General features: G+C 61.5%; 12 protein-coding genes. 6 read left to right on the top strand and 6 right to left on the bottom strand.

Annotation, left to right across the window (positions count from 1 at the left end; all coding sequences use genetic code 11):
- Positions 1-96: 96 nt before the first annotated feature.
- Positions 97-2,976 carry a TonB-dependent receptor gene (locus tag O3305_RS06805; protein ID WP_269575715.1) on the bottom strand — a complete coding sequence of 960 codons (2,880 nt, stop codon included), beginning with the start codon at positions 2,974-2,976 and terminating at the stop codon, positions 97-99.
- Positions 2,977-3,047: 71 nt separating this feature from the next.
- Between O3305_RS06805 and O3305_RS06800 the strand changes: the two genes are divergently transcribed.
- Entirely contained in the window at positions 3,048-4,178 is a 1,131-nt protein-coding gene (locus O3305_RS06800; RefSeq protein ID WP_269575714.1) for a LacI family DNA-binding transcriptional regulator, read from the top strand.
- A 1-nt stretch (position 4,179) separates the two neighbouring features.
- Here the strand turns inward: O3305_RS06800 and O3305_RS06795 are convergent, their stop codons facing one another.
- Complete coding sequence (locus O3305_RS06795; RefSeq protein ID WP_269575713.1) at positions 4,180-6,438, bottom strand: LamG-like jellyroll fold domain-containing protein; 2,259 nt, start codon at positions 6,436-6,438, stop codon at positions 4,180-4,182.
- A gap of 550 nt (positions 6,439-6,988) precedes the next feature.
- On the opposite strand from O3305_RS06795, the gene O3305_RS06790 reads away from it, so the two are divergent.
- Positions 6,989-7,165 (top strand): DUF3606 domain-containing protein, encoded by a 177-nt coding sequence (locus O3305_RS06790; RefSeq protein WP_269575712.1) that lies wholly within the window; start codon positions 6,989-6,991, stop codon positions 7,163-7,165.
- Positions 7,166-7,631: 466 nt separating this feature from the next.
- On the opposite strand, the gene O3305_RS06785 is transcribed toward O3305_RS06790, so the two are convergent.
- Both O3305_RS06785 and O3305_RS06780 read right to left on the bottom strand, forming a co-directional pair.
- Entirely contained in the window at positions 7,632-8,024 is a 393-nt protein-coding gene (locus O3305_RS06785) for a response regulator (protein WP_269575711.1), read from the bottom strand.
- A gap of 693 nt (positions 8,025-8,717) precedes the next feature.
- Entirely contained in the window at positions 8,718-10,622 is a 1,905-nt protein-coding gene (locus O3305_RS06780) for a WG repeat-containing protein (RefSeq protein WP_269575710.1), read from the bottom strand.
- A 177-nt stretch (positions 10,623-10,799) separates the two neighbouring features.
- Here O3305_RS06780 and O3305_RS06775 point away from each other — a divergent pair, with 177 nt between their 5' ends.
- Together O3305_RS06775 and O3305_RS06770 are read left to right on the top strand one after the other, a co-directional pair.
- Complete coding sequence (locus tag O3305_RS06775) at positions 10,800-11,750, top strand: endonuclease domain-containing protein (RefSeq protein WP_269575709.1); 951 nt, start codon at positions 10,800-10,802, stop codon at positions 11,748-11,750.
- Between the two features lie 375 nt (positions 11,751-12,125).
- Positions 12,126-12,905 carry a hypothetical protein gene (locus tag O3305_RS06770; protein WP_269575708.1) on the top strand — a complete coding sequence of 260 codons (780 nt, stop codon included), beginning with the start codon at positions 12,126-12,128 and terminating at the stop codon, positions 12,903-12,905.
- Positions 12,906-13,069: 164 nt separating this feature from the next.
- Here O3305_RS06770 and O3305_RS06765 read toward each other — a convergent pair whose 3' ends face one another.
- The gene (locus O3305_RS06765) at positions 13,070-13,252 is read right to left on the bottom strand and encodes a hypothetical protein (RefSeq protein ID WP_269575707.1); all 183 of its coding nucleotides are present in this window, start codon (positions 13,250-13,252) and stop codon (positions 13,070-13,072) included.
- 568 nt (positions 13,253-13,820) lie between these two features.
- Positions 13,821-14,261 carry an aldehyde dehydrogenase family protein gene (locus O3305_RS06760; RefSeq protein WP_269575706.1) on the bottom strand — a complete coding sequence of 147 codons (441 nt, stop codon included), beginning with the start codon at positions 14,259-14,261 and terminating at the stop codon, positions 13,821-13,823.
- Between the two features lie 451 nt (positions 14,262-14,712).
- On the opposite strand from O3305_RS06760, the gene O3305_RS06755 reads away from it, so the two are divergent.
- Both O3305_RS06755 and O3305_RS06750 read left to right on the top strand, forming a co-directional pair.
- Positions 14,713-17,052, top strand: a complete 2,340-nt coding sequence (locus tag O3305_RS06755; RefSeq protein WP_269575705.1) for a sensor histidine kinase — start codon at positions 14,713-14,715, stop codon at positions 17,050-17,052.
- Positions 17,049-18,980: a hypothetical protein gene (locus O3305_RS06750; RefSeq protein WP_269575704.1), complete on the top strand. Its 1,932-nt coding sequence runs from the start codon at positions 17,049-17,051 to the stop codon at positions 18,978-18,980. The genes O3305_RS06755 and O3305_RS06750 overlap by 4 nt, the downstream gene beginning before the upstream one ends.
- Positions 18,981-18,991 lie beyond the last annotated feature (11 nt).

The following is an 18,991-nucleotide window of genomic DNA, read 5'->3' as shown; positions in this document are numbered from 1 at the left end:
GGTATGCGGCGAGGGAAGCCGTCGGATGCGGATACCACGTCTTCCAGGGGGAACGGCCGGCGCTCGTCGAGCGCGCCACGAGCGTCGGCACCTCTGTCAAAATCGGTAATTGATCGTCAGGCGGCCGGTCCGGCCGAACAGGGGCCGTGCAACGCCGCGATTGCTGACGCCGTCCGGCGCCTTCAAGTCGAAGAACAGGGGATCGCCCTCGGTGAACGACAGTTGGTTCGTTAGGTTGGCGACGTGCACCTGGACCGAGAGGTTTCGTGTGAGGTCGACCAGCGCGCCGACATTGATCACGTAATAGGACGGATATAGCGTGACATTGATGTCCTGCGAGTTCGAGTAGCGCGCCGAGCGATACTCATATTGCCCGTACAGCTTCACCGGCAGCGAAGTCAGCGGCTTTAGATCCCAGCGCGGCTGGATGTTGAGCGTCGTGGTCGCTTGGCGGCCCTCGCGCCGGCCGTCCTGGCTGATCGTCCGATACTCGTAGCTGTTGCCGACCTGATTGACGACGGTGTAGCCCGAGCCGTTGACCTTGGGATCCTGGAGCGTGACGTTCGCCTTGATGTCGAAGCCCGGGACGAAGGGCGGTCGGACCACGACCTCGAGCTCGGCACCGTAATTGGTGGTGCCATAGGCATAGGCTTCGGAAATGTTTGGGCATGACGTTATAGTGGCGGTGGTCGCCGTGGTCCCGCCGGCCGTGCACAAGGAGGAATGGATGTCCTGATAGGTGTTGATCAGGGTCCGCGGCGTGAACTTGTTGTAGAAACCGGTCGCCGATGCATCGATGAAGCGCGACTGGAATCGCACGCCGCCTTCGAACTGCGTGATTTTCTCGACCGGATCCGCCAAGGGCGCGCTTTGCGCAAAGGCGATGCCGTCGTTCAGGCTGGGCAGGCGGAAGGATTGCGACGCGAGCGCATAGACAGCGAGGTTGCGCTTGACCGCGAAATTGGCGCCGACCGACCAGCCATGGCCATAGTAGCGGTCGTTGAGATATTGGGGATCGCCGAGCGTCTGGACCTGGGTGAAGGCGCGGTTACCGTTCGGTGCGTTGCCGGGGATGAAGGAGGTGCAGCAGTTCCGGTTCCGAAACCTGACGTTGAGACGTTCGGTCTCCCAGCGGAATCCCGCATCGATCCGCAGCCGGTTGTTGAACAGCTCCCAATGGTCGAGGACATAGCCGGCAAAGTTCTCGGCGTCGCCGTCCACGGCGTTGCCGTAGAAACCGGGAAGGAAGCTGCCGTTCAGCGAAAGCGATGGGCCGACCTTATTGCCCGCGGCGTCGATGATGTAGAGGTTCACCAGCTCGCTCGGTGACGCCAGCGTCGAGATAGTCAGCGCTGCCTGAAAGTCGTAATTGTCGCTGTTGGTGCTGTGATAGGCGCCGAAGGTCAGATGATGCGACCCGAACAGGTCGAAGTCCTTCTGGATCTTTAGGTTCTGCGTCGCGCTGGTCAGCTTCGACTTCACGATCCACGGGATCTCGAAGCTCAGGAAGCTGCCGGCGGGGATGGGCTTGCCGTCGCGGACGTTGAACGCCCCGATATAGCCGCCCGGCCCCGCGATCGTCTGGTTGGCGCCGTAGAGAGCGCGGATCTGGTCGAAATTGCCGAACCCGGCGGCGAGGATCGGGTTCTTGTAGTTGTTGTTGAAATCGGTCGGGCTCGCCGCGTTGAAATAGGTCGCGAGGATATTTCGGTTGTAGAAGGGCGAATTGTTCGGTGTCCCTTCGGACTGCTGCCAGTTCGCATCGAAGGCGGGCTGAAGCACGTCGCCGACCCAGCGATTGGCGAGGAAGGATTCGGCCGTGGCCGCGTCGTTGCCGGCGAAGAGCGCATTGAATCCGCTCGTGCCGTCGACATAGTTGGCCTCGAAATCGAACCGCCAGCCGGAATCGAGTTCCTTGGAGAATTTCGCGCCAAGCGTGACGAAGTTCGGATGGATCCCGTCGGCCAGATCTGCCGTGGTGATGCGGCCGCTATTGTCGATCTGGGTGACATAGCGGTTGGACGGCGAGAGCAGGGTGCCGTTCTGGAAATTGATGCCGATCGGCCGGACCGTCTTCGAATCGATCTTGATCGGATCGTCGGCCGTGCCCGGATTGCTGAAGCCCGGAACCTGGATCGGCAGGTTGTTGTACACGGCGGTCCGGTCGTTCAGCACGGTTGCGAAGAGACCGACATTGGTCGTGCCGTCGTCGCTATTATAGGTCAGATTGCCACGAATCTGGCCGCCGCGATCAGCGGTATAACCGGTATCGCGCAGGCCGTTCGAGGTGCGATAGAAGCCGCCCACCGCGAAATGGAGATTCTTGGTGATCGGGCCGGAGAGGAAGAGGTCGTTGCGGATGAAGCCGTAGGTGGCCAGCTCCAGCTTGTAGCCGCCCTCGAAATGGTCGCGGCCGGTCTTGGTGACGAAGTTGACGACGCCGCCCAGGCCGTTCGAGTACAAGGTGCCGCCAGGGCCGCCCTTGATCGCCTCCACTCGGTCGGTCATCAGATCCGCCGAGAAGAAGACGTCGCTATTGGCGAAGGGCACGTCCGAATCCTGGAATACGGGCATACCGTCGACGAGCTGCGGGGCGTAGCGATAGCCGCTGCTGGGCAGGCCGCGCACAGTGACATTGTTGCTGCGCTCGCCGGCGGTGCTGCCTTCGGCGAAGAAGCCGGGGATGTTGTTCAGCAGGTCGGCCGTGCTGATCGGGGCCAGGCGCTGAATGTCGTCGCGATTGAGCGTGTCGATGGTGAAGGTCGTGTCGAGCTTGCGTGTCGCGCGCACCACGCCGGTGACGACGATCTCGTCTTGCGTCTTCGTATCGGCGCTTTGATCCTGATGGCTGGTGCCGTCCGGATTCTGCGACGCGGGGGCCGTCTCCTGGGCATGGGCGATGGACGGAGCGGCGAGTGCCAGGGGTGACACCGTCACCGTCAATAGAGTCGCAAGCCGCGCAGTAGCCTTCATCATCTCTCTCTCCCCTCCCGTATGTGCGGTTTTTCCGCTGTCTGTCGGTTCAGTGCGGCTGGTAGAGCATGAGATTGTCGACGTCGTCAATTGAAATTGTCGACGTCGACAAAGAAAGTGCAATTGCGACCTTTGTGCTGCACAATACAGCAGGGGGCGGCAGGGGCCGCTCGCAGCGGAGCATCGGTTTGCAGACGATCAAGGACGTAGCTGAACTCGCCGGTGTCTCGGACCGCACGGTGTCGCGTGTGGTCAATGGCGAGCCGAATATCAGTCAGAAGACCCGCGTACGCGTCGAGGAGGCTATCGCACGGCTCAACTATATCCCCAATCTTGCCGCGCGCATGGTCAGGACGAACCGGTCTGGTGTGGTGGGGCTGATCACCGACGTGGTTTCGACAACGCCGAACTCGGTCGAGATCATTCGCGGGATCCAGGACAGTGTGTCGCGCGCGAGCCAGAGCCTGCTCATCGCCAACACCTCGGGCACCAAGGAGGCTGAGGCACGCATCTGGCGGACCTTCCAGGAGCACCGGATCGACGGTGTCATGTTCGCAACCATGTACCATCACGAGGTCGACTTCGATCCGGCCGCGCACAATATCCCGACGGTGCTGGTAAATTGCTTCGCGTCGGGCCGCGACGACGTCGCGGCGATCGTGCCCGACGACTTTCAGGGCGGCTATTCCGCAGCCCGCCATGCGATCGACAAGGGACACGAGCGGATCGCCTATGTCACGCTCAATCCGCTCATCCTCGCGGCCAATCTACGCGGCCAGGGGTTCGAGAAGGCGATGGGCGAGGCCGGGCTCCCCATTCGCCCCGACTGGGTCCAGCCCGGCATCCGGGGGGCGCTCGACGCCGAGGAAACCTGCGCCTTCGCCGTCGCCGCAGATATCCTTTCCGGCCCAGCGGGAGATCGGCCGACAATCCTGCTCGCCGGCAATGACGAGATCGCGATGCAGTGCCTTTTCGCGGCGGCGCACCTGAAGCTGAGGGTGCCTGAGGACGTCGCGATCATAGGCTTCGACGACTTCCGGATCATCTCCGAAAGAGTCGTCCCGCCGCTGACGACGATCGCGCTGCCCTATTACGATATCGGCGTCCGTGCGGCAGACAAGCTGTTCGCGATGCTTGGCGGCACCGACGACCAGCCGCTGGTCGAACGGCTCCCGTGCCCGCTCGTCGAGCGCGGCTCCGCCTGAGCTACCGGATCGGCGCGGCCGCCAGGCGCCACGCCTGAACCTCTGCACCGACCCGGCTGCTCGACCTTATGGCGAAGCGCGTGCTGTCGGCGCGGGTTGGATAGATCCGGAAGGAGAAGGCGGCGGCGTCGTTGACGAACACCTCGACGACCGAATGATCGATGAACACGCGGAAGTCGCGCGGCCGGCCGAAGGCGGCTTCGTCATAGGCGCCACGCAGCAATTGCGGACCTTCGCCGTCCTTGCCGAGCGTCGAGTGCTGCTTGTCGAGCACCATCTCCTTGCGCTCGGCGTCATAATATAGCCGGGTCGTCTCGCTACCGTCGGGTGACGTGGCGATGTCGAGGCCGTAGGTGCCCTGGGCGAGCGGCGGGTCGAACCGGGCCGTGATCTCCACGGCCTGGCCGAGATCGCCGACGGGAAGCTGGCCGACGCCCTCAATCCTGCGCTGGATCGCGCCGTCGGGCAGCCGGAGCTTCGTCAGCGCAGGCAGCGGCGACTGGCCGAGCGTCTTGCCGTCCGACAGTAGCCGCCACACGCGCGGTAGGCCGAAGGTATGGGCCCAGCCGGCGCGCAACTGCGCTTCGGGCGTGCGCCGCTCGTCTACGATGCCGATGCCGACGAGCTGGCCGCTCGCATCGCGCGCGACCGTCGGGCTCAGATGTCCGGGCAGCAGGTCGAGCATCTTCGCCTGCAGCGAATCCGGCCTGAAGGTGGCGCCGTCCCAGGTCCCGATCCAGTAGACGCCGCGCGTCGACGGATCTCCGTATTTGCTGACCTTCCCGCCGATGGGGTTGACCTCGAGGATGTACTTGCCGCCACCGATCGCGGCGAAGACCGGCATCTCCCAGATCTCGGAGCCGATATCCATCTGTCGGAAGGGAGCGAAGTCCGGCTGCCGCTTCCAGCAGCTCCGGCTCGCCAGATTGGCGCACCGATAATAAGCGAGCCCGCCCGAGCCGCCGAGCGCGGCACCGACGATCATGCGCGTCTCGCCTTTTTCGAACCAGACATAGGGGTCCCGGAAATCGTCGACGCCCGTGCGGTCGACGAGCGGCCCCACTTTCTTCCAGTTGAGCAGGCCGGGATCGTCGCTGATCGCCAGCGAGATGCCGGGATTGTAGAAGGTCGCGCTGTGGTTGACGCTGGTGTAGAAGGCATAGGCGAAGCCGCCAGGGCCGGTCACCACGTCGCCCGACCAAATCCCCTTCATGTCAAAGCCGAAATCGTCCTTCTGGAGCTCAGGACGCAAGGCGATCGGCAGGCTAGTCCAGTGGACTAGGTCTTCGCTGCGCAGATGGCCCCAGGTCATCATCGTCTTGTAGGGGCCGTTGGGCGTACGCTGATAGAAGAGGTGCCAGGTACTCCCGCGCAGGACGAGCCCGTGCGGCTCGTTGGTCCAGTTCGCCGGTGGCATACCGTGATAGACAGGCCGCTGCAGGTCGGCGGCAAAACGCGTCGTCGGCACGATCAGCGATTCCTGCGCATCGGGCGGGGCGACGTTCTTCGTCGCCGCCGCGATCTCGGCGGCCTCGTGCGCACGGTCGAAAACCCGCACATCGTCATAGGCGGCGTTAATGCCATTGATGTTGAACACGCCCAGCGGCGCCCCGCGCCAGCTCGCCGCGATCCGGAAGTCGCTTGCCGCAGGCTTCCAGCTTGACGGCTTGCCGGATTTTTCGCCGACCGGTGCGCCATCCAGATAGAGTCTTGCCGCGCCCGTGGCCGGATCGAACGTCGCGGCGACATTTGCCCATTTGTAGAGCGGGAAAGGCTCGCGCGCCGTGATCCGCAGCGTTCCGGACGCCGTCGAGATGCGCACCCCCCACCGGCCATAGGCGTCAACGAAAATGTCGAATCCGGCGTCCTTGCCGGCCTGCTGGATTAGCGAGCCGGGAATCTGCTCGTCGACCGGCTTCTCATAGCCCGCAGGGTAGCTTTCGAGAGCCACCCAGGCCTGGACCGTGAAACCGTGGTCCGGGGACAGCCGCAGCGGCGCAAAGACCGAGCTCGAAAAACCGTCGCTGCGCCATGCCTGCCCCGTTACGCCCGGCACGAAATCGGGTTGCGGGAACTGGGTCTTGAAGGAGGGCCCGGCCATGTCGCCATTCGCGTTCGAATCGAACGTCCAGTCGAGCACGGGGCGGTCGGTCGCGGGTTGGGCGAGCGCGGTGCCGCAGGTCAGGCTGGTGAAGGCCAGGCCGAGCGCGGAGCATCTCCGAAGTCGATCACCAACTGCCTGTATGATGACCTTGGCCATAGTTCTCTCCAACCGTGGACTGGCTTCGAACGGGCAGTCCTCGCGTCGTACGTAAGGCGACCCACCGACCGGTCAACAAAAAAATGTCGACGTCGACAACTGCGGCGTGCGAGCTTATGGAGAGTTGAAAGGCATCAACCTCAAAGCGTGGTCCGGTGAACGGCAAAGAGGATCCGGCAACGGCGGTTGTGCCTCGCGATGGAGCTGCGGCTTTAGGCGGGCAATGTCTGATCAACGAAGAATGGGCGACCCGGACCGCGCTGATGCAAGGACCTCGAGGCTTTATGGCTGCTTTCGCGGTCGGAATGCCTGGAAGCGGCCAGTCGGCAAACGGCCCAAAGGCGGGCGGACCGCTTTCGGCGTAAGCTGTCAGACAGCTATGCGCCCTAATCTAAGTCATTCGCCGCCTTTCCCAGATGCCCGGAAGCTGCCGTTCGTTCAGGCTAGGCAGCCGGGGGTAACCGCCCGACAGCACGTTTGTCACGCGGGCGTCCATAACGAGCTGAAACTCTCGTGAATCGAGTGCGTTAGGTCAGCCAGGAGGACGCAAATGGCTGACAACAGGAACGACACCGGCTCTCCCGATCGCGACCGCATCAGTCTCTCAGAAGACTTTGAAATTCGTGATTGGACGGAGAGCCTTGGCGTCTCGGAAGAACGTCTCCGCGAGGCTGTGAGCGCGGTCGGCAACAGCGCCGATAAGGTCCGCGCCTACCTCAACAAATGATCGCAAACCGTCGAGGCCTACCCTGGACGGACGAGGAGGCAGAGCAGCTCAGGGCTTTGCTTCATGTCGGAGCGTCGCTGCCAGAAATGGTGGCGGCGCTTTCGCGTTCTGGCGAAGGCATTGACCGGCAACTCGCTAAAATGGGTCTATCACGAACCGGCCGGACGCGATCCCGAAAAGAGGTCAACTAACTGCCGAGGCAGACCCCTCAAGCACGGGCGAGGTTGCGCTGAGCGCTTGCACCTTGCGCTCATACGCTTGTGCAAACTCGCTGTGAATTCGTTGCCCCGCCGTATCGCTTGCGCCCTCCGCGCGCGACCGTTCTTCTTCGGCTCTCCGAGCCCAGTACGCGATATCGGTTTCCATCGTCGGACGCTCCGTCTGCCCTGCGCTCTAGCATGGATTGTGGAGGAAGCCCGGTTTGCAGTCGACAATTTCGATCAAGATCGCACGTCGATCTGCCGCATCATCCGATAGGCGTGCTATCGACTTCCGTGAGCAAGGTGGAGATTGCAGTCACGAGTTGTGCGTCGGCGAACGGCTTCTGTAGAATGAGGCTCTTAGGTACGCCTTGAGCCGCCCAGTCAGCCGCGCTGTCACCGGTCATGTAGACGACAGCCATCCGGCCATTCATTTCGCGGGCCTTTCGCGCGACCTCCCAGCCGTCCATATCGCGGCCCAGCCGCACGTCGGTGATCAACCCGGCGAATTCCTCAGATTGCTCTGCGAGGCGAGCCATCGCCTCTTGTCCGTTCAGCGCAGTCACCACGGTATAGCCCCCGCTAACCAGCGCATCTTCAGCGTTCACGAGGATCATCGGCTCGTCTTCAACGAGCAAGAGCAAAATCGTCTTAGTCACTGAACCCCCAGCAATGGCACGAGTGAAGCGGTCGACAAGCTTCGCGGCAGAATTCTCAAAGCCGTGTGTGGTTCCGTTCACTCCCAGGAGCGGTACCGGGCGGGCGAAGAGGGATCAAACAGCCCGCCCGGTGGCCAAGTAGGTTCCCCACCCCGGCCAAATGCCACGATAGCGGATCGACCACCGGAAACTACCCGGAAACATACACTAAGGGCTGATACGGGCGGTGGCCCTTAGAAGCCTCCGCTGTCGTCCAGCACTTCTCCACGGTAAATTGGATCGACAGCCTCTCTGTCCGCTGGGCGGGCCGGTCGCGATGGCTTTGTCGGGGAGGGCGGCTGCCCGCTACGCGGGCACCGCGGCTCTAGCGGCGCTGCGCGCCGCCCGAGCTCCCGCTGCGCGGGATCTCGGCCCTGCCGGGTGACGATCCGCTGCCGGAAGCGGAAGGGCGCGGAAGGAATGGGGTGGGCGTGGGTCAGAGCAGGGCGGCCATGGGTGGCTTGCGGTCGGGCTGCGCTTTGGGGCTTCGCCCGAGCGTCGGCGTGGCATTTCGGTTCGCAAAAGGCGTCCTTACCTGAGGCAGGCGTCCTTCCGCCACACAGTCAGCCGCCGGGCGCTTGCACAGCCGGCCATCACGAGGACAAACGTCACCGCCACTGCATTCAAGTTCAGGTCGAAGCCGGACGCGGCGGCTTAGGTTCCTGGGACCGGATCTCCGAGCATAGGAGCCGGGCTCGTGCTGTACGTACCGCCGTTCCCGAAAGTCGGAATCCATTTGGGCGGCTCGGCCCGCTTGCCAGAATGATAGGCTTGCAACGCACGCGTCCACAGCACGCTGTTTTCGAATGGATCTGTGCTGAACTGCTCGGGTGTATGATGGGTGATGCCATGCGGATAGACGCTTTTCCGACAGGCCAGATGCGCCAGGCGCGCGCCGTCCGGGCCGATAGGGCACCACCCGCTAGCGCCCGGCGCAGCGGTCCACGAGACGCCTTGGGCGAAGCAGGAAAGCGCTCGGAACCGTGGAGAAATGACGCTGCGACCGGTCTCGTCCTCCAGCCCCCAAAGGCCGTCTTTCTCCACGAACCGCAAGCCCCCGGGACAGATGAGGCGTTGTGCGCGCTGCGCCAATGTCGCCTTGGGCTGTTCGATCTCTTTTCCCGAGGAGTCGATCCAGGTGTTCTTGCCGGCTTGGGAAGCGGTGTAGATATCCGGTCCACGCGGTTGCAGGGTATCGTAGCGCGGTCTCACCGTGAAGGCGCCGGACCGATCGATGACGCCCCATTTGCCGCCGAGCTGCACGGCACCGTGCTGGCCGATGAATCCATATAGGTTGTCGAACCCGTCCGGGCCGCCGAGGATGGTGCCGTCTTCGAGGACGACAAACCACCGACTTCCTTGCTTCGCCGCGATGGGTGCGCCGCAGTCCTTTTGGCGATACCAGCCGTTGTCGAAGTGGCCGATCGAGGCGCCGTCGCTTCGGCGAAACTCGACCGCCTCGCCCCGGTTGATGATACTGACACCGCCGGGGCAGGTGACGAGCGGACTGCCCTCCAGCTGGTCCGGCACGAGGCGCCCGTCGGGCGTGATGCTGTGCCAATCCTTGCCGATGCGTACGCGTGGCAGATGGCCATCCTCGCGCAAATCGACTTCGTCAAAATAGCGTTGGCCAAGCAGGCTGCCATCGCCGCGGACGAGACCCGTGCCGCTGGCCTGCGGCTTGCCTCTCGCATCATAGGGCTTGCCTTCCCGGGCAAGGCCATAGCCAGCGCGCCAATAGCTGAGAAACTGGAACTTGAGCGGCACGGCGAGTTTCCCATCGCGGTCCACTGCGCCGGAAAGGATTGCGGCCTGGCGGGCCTCTGGTGGCAAATTCGGATCCGGCGCCGATCGCACGACCGCTCGCGTGTCCGCCAGCGCCTGGACATGTCCATATCGCGGGCTGACCCGCCACGCTCCATCCGCCTGCAGCAGGCCCCAGATCTCGTCATAACGCCCGGTCTTCCGCGCCGCCCAGATCAGTCCTCGCTGTGTCCTGTCGAAATGCTGAAACGCCAGGTTCTGCTCGGTCAGCCACCCCTTGCGGAGATGATAGAGGCCGGCTGAACCGAGCCAGGGCATTGGAACGATATCGTCGAAGCTATCCAGCTGCATATCCTGATCCGGAGTCTGCTTCTCGCCGGGCTGCAGGGGCTCGGCGATGAAACTATCCCCGCTGAACGGGATGATGCGCCTGAATCTGGCGGCCACCACCAGCCGGCCGCTACGATCGATGATGCCGGAAGCGCCTTGCACGCGGACCTCGGCATAGTCGCCAAGGAATGGCCCGGCATTGATGAAGCGCGGGGCGATGACCTGCTTGCCGCTCTTGTCGACATAGCCGTAGAGCCCGTTGACGCGGACCGCGGCCAGGCCCTCGCTGAACGGGCGCGCGACTTCGAACTGCTCCGATATCAGGAGCGTGCCGCTTGCCTTGTCTGCGTAGCCGCAGGTCTGGAAATGTCCGCCGCAGCGCGGGATCGGGTCGGTGCCCTGCGCGTTAGCCGTTTCGACCGCCGACAGGGCTATGAGCGCTAGTGCGATCCACCGGCCCGACATGCGTTACCCGTTCCTTCCGTGGTGAAGCAGCCCGTGGGCTGAGCAAAGCTGATTTCGGCAGGTTGGGAAAACGATAATTGTCCCGGCGTGGTTGGAATCGGCGCGGTAACCTACGCGATATCGCCTCATTCCTTTCTATGGACTCGGCCCGCTTGGCCAATCATCTTCAGGCTATCCATGCGACATCCAGGACAACCAAAATCGCCTCCGGCCTGGTACCGGGACCGGGGACAATCCTGGATCGAAAAGCAGTTTTCAGCTGAGCTCGACGACCTGGCTGACCTGATCGAGAGTGAGCATTGGTTCGGCGACGCCGAGAAGCACGCGCGATATCGCGTCGATTTCATCCTGAAGGATGCCCGGTTGATCATCGAGCTCGATGGTCACGAATATCATTCGACCAAGGAGCAACTCGAGAAAGACGCAATCCGGCAGCGGTATCTCACGCGAGCCGGCTATTCGGTGATCCGGTTTACCGGACGGGAGATCAATCGCGATGCCGCTGCGTGCGTCCGGGAGGTGCGGGAGATGTACAGGGAGCGCATGCAACGTGCGCCGGCCAGGTATCGCGTGCTGTACATCGACTACCAGTTTCTGATCCGCCAGATGGTGAAGGCAAGGGAATTTTATCAGGAGATCCATCCTGAAAAGAATCTGCGGATCCCAAGCCTGGAAGGGTTCATCGCCCATGCTGTGGGTTGGCTGCACGAGAAATCCTTCATCACCGCCTTTGTGTTTGTCCCGACGGAGGAGGAATACAATATCAAGCCATTGGACGGGCAGACGACCGAGCACGACAGGGGCGAGGTGCGGATCAATGTCGTGGCGCATGACCTCTATGCCGCCGAGCTGGGGGATCACATGGAGAGCTACGCGCACTTGTTCGACGAGTTTTTCCTGGTCGGGGACGATCCCGGCTACGTTCTTCCGCTCCGATCGGTGCTGCCCGGTGAGGTGAGCGATCACCTTGTCGGCGATCAGAAGTTCAAGTTTCTGGCGGGGGGCAAGCTTTTGCGAAAAGGAAATGACGAGACGGCATTTGCTGGGACGGATCTCGCAAGGGTCCGCTGGCAGAATGTGTGGTATCCGATTGGCACAGCCATGGGGCTTGATACGTACGAGCTGTGATTAAGAGGGGCTTGCTGTCACAGCGGTCCTGCTCACCGGGCACGGCGGCTTCGCGTTCGCGTCACGGCTGTGACGCTCAACGGCAGGGGCTATCCGCCGAAAGCTTGTGGGACGGGAGGTCTTTCTGGCTTTGTAGGGCAAGGGCAGCTGCCCGCTGCGCGGGCACCGCGGCTCTAGCGGCGCCGGGGCGCCGCCCGAGCTCCAGCTGCGCTGGATCTCGGCCCTGCTGGGTGACGATCCGCTGCCGGGAGGGGAAGGGCGCGGGAGTGGAGGGGGAAGGGCGCACTTGCATGCAGAGATGCATTGGTTAGCATGCCTTGGGGGGTGCAAATGCCATATCGGAATGCGCAGTGGTGGTTGTTGGGTCTGTTCCCATTGATCGCCATCGCCTTTTGGCCGGGCTATTGGGGCCAGTTGTCCAGGGCACCCTTTGCTCTGCACGCGCATGGGATCACCGCCACTGCGTGGCTGATTCTGCTGACTATGCAGAGCTGGGCGATCACCGCCCGAAAATTTGCGTGGCACCGCGCTTCGGGTCTGGCGACATTTATCGTCCTGCCGCTCTTCGCCGCGGCGGGGCCGCTCGCACTGCAAGGCATGGCGGTTCTCTGGAGCACCAGGGCCGACCCGTTTCATTCGGCCTATGGTTCACGCCTCGTCATCGCCGACATGATCGCCGGGCCCTCGGTCGTGATACTGGTCGTCTACGCCTTCCTCCATCGTCGGCGCGTCGAGGCCCATGCATCGGCGATGCTGGCGACAGCACTGCTTGTTCTGCCGCCTATCATTGGGCGCCTGTTTCCGGCGGTCCCTGGCTTCCCCCATGGCGGTTGGGCCGGTTTCGCAGGCTTCCGATTGGCGTTCCAGCTCGCCGAGGCGATCACGCTGATCATCGCGCTATCGCTGGCCTCCCGATCCCGCGCGGCCCGTTTCGGGTTTGTCTTTGCGGCTGCCGCTACGGCCGCCCAGATGATCGCCTTCGAGACGATCGGGACCATTAGCATATGGGACCAGTGGGTCACCCTTCTGGTGGGCCTTCCCGCCGCTCCCATGTCGCTGGCGGCGGGGGCTGTAGCAGCGGCGCTGCTGATCTGGGCCTGGAAGAAGGTCCCGACGCGGTCGGACGACGGGCTTGAGGCGCACCCCGCCGTCTAGCTGAGAATGTAGCTGGACGGCGGAGTTTTTCGGCGGATTGCTGGCGCAGCGAAGGCTTCGACGATCGAGGGCTTTCTAAGCAGAAACTTCGTTCATGGCCCAGCTTCTGCTTTCCATGATAGGTCTGTCCCACCACGGATATGACGTGGCGGGACAGTCTCATCTTATTGGTAGCCGCCTTCCTTGCGCTCCTCGGCGGCGTCCTCCTGCACATCCTCGAGATCGGCCGTGTTCTCTTCCTCGGGGCCATCTTCGAGGGTCGTCTCGGACGTGCTGCCCTGATCCTCCGGAAGCTCGTTCTGGTCGTTCTCGAAACCGGGTTCTTCGTTCTGCGGGGTGGTCGCCATGATCATGCTCTCCTTGGACGACCTCAACGAGCCGAATTAGGCTAAGATGCAGAGGTTTAGGAATAAAAGCTTGTCTGGGGAATTTGTCGAGAATGGCTGGCGGCCCGTTGGCTGCGGTCCTGCGATGGCAGGATCGGGGATACGGTTGGGCGCGTTGCCAGATCGATTGAGCGGTGAGTTGTAGCGGGAGAGGCTGCGGCGGCTGCCCGCTGCGCGGGCACCGCGGCTCTATCGGCGCTGTGCGCCGACCGAGCTCCAGCTTTGCTGGATCTCGGCCCTGGCGGGTGACGATCCGCTGCCGGGTAGGGGAGGGCGCGGAGGTGGGGGGTAGGGCGATCCGATTGCACGAAGACGGAGGAAGCTCAGCTAGCGTCTGCCTGACCGGGGATCCGAGCTAGCACCTGCACGGCTTCTTCGGCTGATAGCGGGCGCTCCCAACCTGCTCCAACAGCACAAGGGCTCAAGCGTCGGCATGGCCGACCCGGACAATGATGGCTCCGAGGTCTACCAGATGATCAAGCAGGACGGAAAGCTTGGTATCTTCCCCGATCAACCACAGTCGCTGGGGCTACATGCTGGAGCCAGGCAGGGCAGCCGTCTCGCTGTTCGGCTCGGCTTTCGGCAGGTGCGCGGTCTCGCCAATATCCATGGCGCTGAGATCGCGGTAGCGCGGGGAGAGGCCGCCTATGAGAGCGTGGGGGCTGGGAATCCGGCATGAAGAAGCTCCGATAACTGGCTCGGGGCTGGAAAAAAGGGCTGGGTCGGCTTCGGCAACACCCTTCAGGCGATGTGCAAAGGTATAGAATTGGGCGAAGTCGTCGGCGCGCTCGGCGAGCAGATCGCCCAGCTTGGCGAGGATCGGGGTGCGGGTGTCGACCGGGTCGTTTGCCCAGGCCGACTTCGACAGCGCGTACGAAGTGGCGAGGGCCTGCTCCATCTCCGCGTCGCTATGTTCGGAATAGGTGCGGACGACATCTTCGGTGAACGGATTGATGGTCACATACGCCATGACTGCCTCGACATCTTGGTTGGAGCGATGGCCGGAAATCTATCGAGGGTGCCGGTGGCGCGGAGCCTGTCTGTTCAGCTGCGCGGGTCATGCGATGGTATGATCGGGGATATGGTTGGGCTGCGTTGCAAAGTCGCGCGGGGCGAGGGTGGGCGCCGGGAGGCGAGGGGCGGCTGCCCGCTGCGCGGGCACCGCGGCTCTATCGTCGCTGTGCGCCGACCGAGCTCCAGCTGTGCTGGATCTCGGCCCTGTCGGGTGACGATCCACTGCCGGGGAGGGTGGGCGCGGGGGTGGGCGAAATCAGAAGGAGTGTCAGGTGCCAGAATCAACGCATCTTGTGCACGGTCGGATCAGGCAAGCTCCACCGAAATGATTTATTCGGCAGGCTAGGAACTTGACAAGCAAGGGTGCTAGCGACTGTTTTAAGTTACAAGAGGGGTGTGCAGACATAATGGCGTTCAAGATTACTGCGCGCACGTTGCTGGAATTAGGGGCCGAATTGATTGGCTCCGACGCCGTGGCTCTCTACGAGCTTGCCAAAAATTCTGTGGACGCTCGATCTCCCGTTGTCCGCATACGCGTGCAGTCGGTTTTGCCCTATTCGCGCTTCAGGCACGCTATCGACCTCTTGGACGAAGGCGATATGCCGCTGGCAGAGATTCGCCAGAACATTGAGCAGTGGATTGTCTCGGATGCACCGGCAGGCGTTGCACGACCTCTTCTAACCCGTTTGACTGGTGCTAAGGACGCGAGCGATTTTCGTCGCATGTTGGTGGATGGCTATCGCGAGCTCAATTTCGTTGAGGTCTCCGACGACGGCGAAGGAATGTCACTTCGCGATCTCGAAGACATATTCCTCACGATCGGAACCCGTTCGCGGCGGGAAGAAAAAAGCAGTTGGAACGATGGTGGCGATGATCCCTCCCGGACGCTTTTGGGTGACAAAGGCGTAGGCAGGCTTTCCGTCATGCGGCTCGGCGACCATTTGTCCGTCCGAACCACGAAGGCAGGCGAATCCCGGTGGAACGATCTTACGATCGACTGGACCAGGTTCAGCCATGATTCCGACGCGCTCCTAGAAGAAATCGCGGTCGCTCCCGAGCAGGGCCCGCGGAAGGACGATCCGGGCGTCCAAGGAACTACGATTCGGGTTTCACAGCTTAAGGGCGATTGGACGCGCGCCAAGTTTGGCGAAATGCTCAATGCGGAATTCTCGAGAATGGTGGATCCATTCGATCGGAGGCGCGGCAACAAACTGTTCAGGATAACTTATAACGATCAGCAAGTTACTCTTCCACAGATCCCGCAAAGGCTGTTCGATCTAGCTCACGCGAAGGTTTCTGCGCGGTTCGAGTATCTAGATAGTCGGGAAGCGCAGCTCGTTGTGGAAATGGATTACCGGCTCAATACCCACAAAAAGCTTGTCGTCACCTTGCCGGAAGTGAAACTTGTATCCGTGACTCAATCTAGATCGACGCGGGTACTTCGTCGGCTGGGGCCGTTCAAAGTAGAATTCCTTTGGTTTAATCGCCTATTCCTGACTGCAGTGGAGGGACTAGGCACCAAGTCGGATATCCAAGGGATGGTTCGCCAGTGGGCGGGGGGGCTCATGGTTTTCCGAGACGGCTTCCGCATCAACCCGTATGGGGGCGGAGACGACGACTGGCTCCAGCTCGACAAGCGTGCATTCGGCCGAAAGGGCTACAAGCTCAATCGGCAGCAAGTCATCGGCCGGGTGAATCTCACTTGGCGCAATCGGCGCTTGGTTGAGCAGACGAACCGTGAGGGTCTTGTCGATAATGAGTACAAAGAGGCGCTCGTCAGCATCCTTCAAAAGGTCTTGGAGGATTTCAAAACGTTTAGCCAGAACATCGAAGACGAACTTAAGCAAGAGGACCTTACCTCGGTTGATGTTTTGAAAGCTCGCGTCTCTAAGTCGAAGACTGATATTCAACGACGTATCCGCGAGATCGCAGTGGATGCTCCTGAGCAGGCGGGACCGCTCAAGGAGGTTGAACGGTTGGTTTCTGCGCTCGCGTCGCAGATCGACGACGTCGACACGATTATCGACGACTACAAAGATGAGCGCAGGAAGTTTGTCCACCTCGCAGGGCTAGGTTTGATGGTTGAGCTCATCCTGCATGAACTCGGGCGAAGCAGCAGCAGCACTCTCAGTACCCTTGAGGGCGTGGATAAGTCTCAACTGGCTGGTAAGCTGCCAGCTGTCTTTCAAACTCTCGAAAGTCAGTTGCGAACCCTCCAGAAGCGAATTGAGACCTTAGATCCGCTTAGCACCTCTCGCAGGCAGACGAAGGAAGCCTTCAATGTCGAGGATCTAGTGCAGCAGGTCGTGGATGCTCGGGATGCGCAGGCGAAGCGGCACAAGGTGAACGTTACGATATCTAGTGCTTCAAAGCAGCCGTGGCGAATAAAGGCAGTTCGCGGAATGCTTATTCAGATTATCGAAAATCTGCTTTCTAATTCCTTCTACTGGCTTAAGCAGCAAGCTATAGTTCAGCCTGATTTCAAGCCTCGCATTCACATCGAGATCGATCAGGCCGGTAGATCCATTCAAATTTCCGACAACGGTCCAGGCGTCGAAGCGGCGGAGGCGGAAGAGATCTTCAAGCCATTTGTAACGGCTAAGCCGGCCGGTGAAGGCAATGGTCTGGGTCTCTACATTGCTCGCGAACTAGCCGAGTACCACGATTGGACTCTCGATTTGGTCGGCCCAACCGGCGAGAAGGTGTGGCGTCGATTCTCGCTTGGTCTGATCGGGAAGGGAAAATGAGCGATAATTTGGAGCAGGCCGCAAGGGTGGGTGGCGTCGAGCTCCTTGCCATTGTCGACGACGCCTACGATCCCCCGCGTGGTGAGGAAATCTCCGAAGACGCCTTCAATCGCTTTGTCCAATCGCTGGAAGATGACGCGCCGCGCTTGACCGCTTTGACGGCGGCGAGCGCATTCGTCGAAGATGACCTTGACGACTGGGAAACCTTCGCCGCCAAAGCTGAGCTGGTTGAGCATCTCTGGAACCTCAGTGTCGGCGTCTTGACACACGATGCCATGACCGAAGGGGTCATCCTGAGCCTAGAAATCCTGTTCTCCGACGTGAGCCAGGACCGAATAAGCAAGTTGCAGCAATTGAAGCCTCTCGAGAAGCTTTTGGCCGCAACCAAAGTCCGCGTGATGAAGCTCGGCGCCGATCCGGAGCCCAGCTTGGTGGCCAAGGCCAACGTCGTCTTTCTCGACCTTTTCCTTTCGGCGGATGTTCCACCAAACCCTGTCCCGGGCGAAACGCCGCGAACGCTCTTGGACAGGGCGAGGGAGCGGGCCACTCGCTATCTAGAAGATGTCAGACGAGAGACTGAGAACGACATCACCGCAGTGCCTCCCGCGTTTATCCTTATCTCCTCGCTCGGCACGCAGCAGGTCGCGCAGAACTTTCGTAGAAAGACGTCGCAAACGGCCTCCCGTTTCCGTTTTGTGCAGAAGCAAGCGCTGGAGCGGGAGGATCCGCAGGATCTGCTCGCTATAGCCGAGATTCTCAGGACCTGTCGGGCGAGTGCTCTGTTTGAGCCGCTGCGCAAGTCCCTTCCGACCGTCATCGCCGAGGCTGAGGATTGGGTCAGCCAGAGGCTTGTCGATCTCGACATCGCGGACTTCGCCCGGCTTTTCGAGCTAAGTCTCCAGTCCGAAGGCCAGATGATCGAGGATTACATCAAGGAGGTGGTGGCAGGCGCGGTGGCCGAGCGCATAATGTGCTCATTCACGAAGCACGCGCCGACAAAGGATCGGCCCAATCCCTTTGAGGAAGTTCCAAGCCAGTTCGTGGAAGCTCCCTCTAACGCGATGGCTGAGCTCTATAATGCCACGCGTATGACCACGGACCGCGGTTATCGCGGGCCAGACGACAGCATGCCTGTATCCGGCGACCTTTTCCTAGAGGGCGCGTTGCCGAAGCGAACCAGCACTTCGCTTGTTGGCCGCACGGTTACGGCGGTGATGACTCCTATCTGCGATCTTATGAGCCGCAAAGGAGGAGAGCCAGCTGCAACGTCCGTATTGATGCTGCAGGGGACGCTCCGCCCGACCTACCATCATCATATGCTGGACCCCCAGATCGTCATTATAAATGGGCGGTTTTACGAGGTCGATTGGGGAATGAAACATCCTCAAGCGCTTCTGCTCAAGGAGCTTAGGAAAGACGTCCGCCAGAAGAGGCGCATATGGCTGGGCAGATTGAAGGCAGAGCATTTCCTGTCGCTTCAGTCTGAGTATTTGTCCTCGTTCGCGAGAGTAGGCCTTCTCAAGGCGCCCGCATTGTTTGAGCCCCTGGCGGGGAAGTTGCTCGTGAGAGAGGGCGGCAACCTGATCGAGCTCGACGCCGGCTTCGACTTCAAGAGCGGTTTTGCGTTTCAGTCGCCGCAGCGTGGAAAGGACGCTACGAAGCAACCGGTATTTTTCACGGGAGCGTTCCTCGAGCACCTTCGCGAAGTCTTACAGCGGACTGCAGACGATGCTGCCCGGCACGCGGATACAAGGGCCAAGGCGCGAGGACTTCTTGAGCGAATGGACCAGCTCATGATGATGGTGACGCGTCGTTCGCCAGCGGCGCAGGCGATCAATGGCTATTTACGGGTCGAGCTGCTGCCACACCGAGGGGCACCGGTTCCTGAGTCGCCCAACCATGTCATCGTGGTTGCCCTTAAGACCTGAAGGGAGTGGGA

Source organism: Sphingomonas sp. NIBR02145 (genome assembly GCF_027359115.1).
Lineage (GTDB): Bacteria > Pseudomonadota > Alphaproteobacteria > Sphingomonadales > Sphingomonadaceae > Sphingomonas > Sphingomonas kyeonggiensis_A.
The sequence above is the reverse complement of the archived record's forward strand: the minus strand, read 5'-3'. Positions and strand labels throughout refer to the sequence as shown.

Excerpts from the sequence above, each read along its gene's own strand:
- O3305_RS06805 (WP_269575715.1), bottom strand. The coding sequence starts at position 2,976 with ATGATGAAGGCTACTGCGCGGCTTGCGACTCTATTGACGGTGACGGTG.
- O3305_RS06795 (WP_269575713.1), bottom strand. The coding sequence starts at position 6,438 with ATGGCCAAGGTCATCATACAGGCAGTTGGTGATCGACTTCGGAGATGC.
- O3305_RS06790 (WP_269575712.1), top strand. The coding sequence starts at position 6,989 with ATGGCTGACAACAGGAACGACACCGGCTCTCCCGATCGCGACCGCATC.
- O3305_RS06780 (WP_269575710.1), bottom strand. The coding sequence starts at position 10,622 with ATGTCGGGCCGGTGGATCGCACTAGCGCTCATAGCCCTGTCGGCGGTC.
- O3305_RS06775 (WP_269575709.1), top strand. The coding sequence starts at position 10,800 with ATGCGACATCCAGGACAACCAAAATCGCCTCCGGCCTGGTACCGGGAC.
- O3305_RS06765 (WP_269575707.1), bottom strand. The coding sequence starts at position 13,252 with ATGGCGACCACCCCGCAGAACGAAGAACCCGGTTTCGAGAACGACCAG.
- O3305_RS06760 (WP_269575706.1), bottom strand. The coding sequence starts at position 14,261 with ATGGCGTATGTGACCATCAATCCGTTCACCGAAGATGTCGTCCGCACC.
- O3305_RS06755 (WP_269575705.1), top strand. The coding sequence starts at position 14,713 with ATGGCGTTCAAGATTACTGCGCGCACGTTGCTGGAATTAGGGGCCGAA.
- O3305_RS06750 (WP_269575704.1), top strand. The coding sequence starts at position 17,049 with ATGAGCGATAATTTGGAGCAGGCCGCAAGGGTGGGTGGCGTCGAGCTC.